Annotated in this window: 1 protein-coding gene; it reads right to left on the bottom strand. The window is 69.2% G+C overall.

The genetic code is table 11. The features are described from left to right. Nucleotides 1–1,702, bottom strand: a 1,702-nt coding sequence (locus WBA11_RS14160) for a serine/threonine protein kinase (RefSeq protein ID WP_424521319.1), incomplete at its 3' end; no start/stop codon positions are given. Nucleotides 1,703–1,896 lie beyond the last annotated feature (194 nt).

Below are 1,896 nucleotides of genomic sequence, written 5' to 3'. Positions count from 1 at the left end.
CGTCGTACCGCTCTAGATTGCGCAGGAATCCAGCGAAGCTGTTGAGGCCGATGGGGACGGACGGGTGCTCCGGTCCGTACACCACTCTCCGGACGGCCAGCATCTCGACAAAAATGGCCTCCGCCGCTTCGTTCTTCTGGGTCGTCTCGAGGGCGTCGCCGTAGACCTTCAGCGCGTTGGCGAACCCGACCGAGTCCGGCGGAGATGCCCCGCGATGAAGGTCGACCGCCCGAGCGGCGAGGCTCTCAGCGCGCGCGTAGTCGTCCGCCATCCAGAGGCCGAAGGCGAGATCGGCATGGGCGTTGGCGAGCATCGGGTCCGTCCTCGAGAGCCGCGCCTCGCGCTCCACGAGTACCCGACGGTACAAGCCGACGGACTCCACGACCTGGGACGAGTCCCCCTTCACGAGGACCGTCCCCAACGCCGTGGCGGCCTCGTTCCACCGCTCCGACCCGGACGCCGCGAGCGCGAGCGCCAAGCGCAGAAGGGAGTCCGCTTCCGCCACCCGGCCCAGCTCGTCGAACGTCCGACCGATCACGGTGTAGAGGTGGGCCTGCCGGACTGGGGCAGAGCCCATCGTGCCCACCTCCCTCGCGGCGCCGGACAGCACGGCGGCCACGCTTAGCGTGTCCCGGCGCTCGGTAGAAAACGGGCTTGCGGCGCTGAGAACGTCCTCGAGGAACGTAGCGGTCTCGACGGCTTCGGTGCGAGCGGTCTCGGCGAGGTCGCGCTCGGCTGCGAGGCGGACCGTGTAGAACGCCGTTCCGGCTACGCCCACCGCGACGGCTGCGAGCGCAGCGGCAACGGCCACCTTGTGCCTCCCAGCAAAACGCCGGACCCGGTACAAGGCCGATGGCCGCCGTGCCTCGACGGGCAGACCCTCCAGGTACCTCCGGAGGTCGGCGGCGAGGTCGGCAGCACCGACGTACCGCTTCTCAGGCTCTCTCTGCAGAGCGGCCAGGCAAATCGCGTCGAGGTCGCCCCGGAGGCGGCGGGCGTCCGTCGGGGACGCCTCGGTCCCCGACGCGGTCTTGACGACCTCGCTCGGTAGCGTCGGCGCCGCGCGGCGGGTGGCCTCAACCCAGGCGTCGCGACTGTGCGTCAGGAACGGACGGCGCCCCGTCACCAGCTCGTAGAGCAGAACACCCAGCGACCACACGTCTGTCGCGGTCGTGATCTCGCCGCCGTCGATCTGCTCTGGCGAGGCGTAGCCCGGCGTGAGCGGCGCTCCAAACCCCTCCGCGGTAACGGGCTCATCGAGGTCGGCATCCAGAAGCCGTGCGACCCCGAAGTCGAGGAGCGTCACGTGCGCGACAGGCGCCCCCTCCTCTCCGGCGCGCTCGCTCACGAGCACGTTCGAGGGCTTGAGGTCACGATGGACGACCAGGCGACGATGCGCGTACGTGACGGCGTCACAGACCTGGAGAAAGAGAGTCAGCCGATCGCGAAGGAGCAGGCCGTGAGCGTCGGCGTACGTCGTAATCGGTTCGCCCTCGACGTATTCCATGACGAGGTACGGCGCCTCGCCTTCGACACCGCCATCCAGGAGTCGCGCGATGCCTGGATGACGCAAGGAGGCGAGGATCTGGCGCTCTCGGAGAAACCGCTTGACCCTCGAGGGCGCCACCAAGCCCAGACGCTTGAGAGCTGCTCGTTGGTCGTACGCCCCGTCCGCACGCTCGACGAGGTCGACGCGGCCCATGCCACCACGACCTAGCTCTCGGACCACCCGCCACGGACCGACACGCTCTCCCACGACAGGCGGATCATCCGATATGAGCTCGGCGGCCGAGGCGAGGTCGATCCGGTCCTCTGTCGGAGCAGATCGGTCGGCGGCGAGGAGAGCCTCGACTTCAGCGCGGAGGGTCGCATCCACGGAGCCGTCCGCTAGGCACA

This window comes from Rubrivirga sp. (genome assembly GCF_049648075.1).
GTDB lineage: Bacteria > Bacteroidota > Rhodothermia > Rhodothermales > Rubricoccaceae > Rubrivirga.
This window is presented reverse-complemented; position numbering and strand designations above follow the sequence as displayed.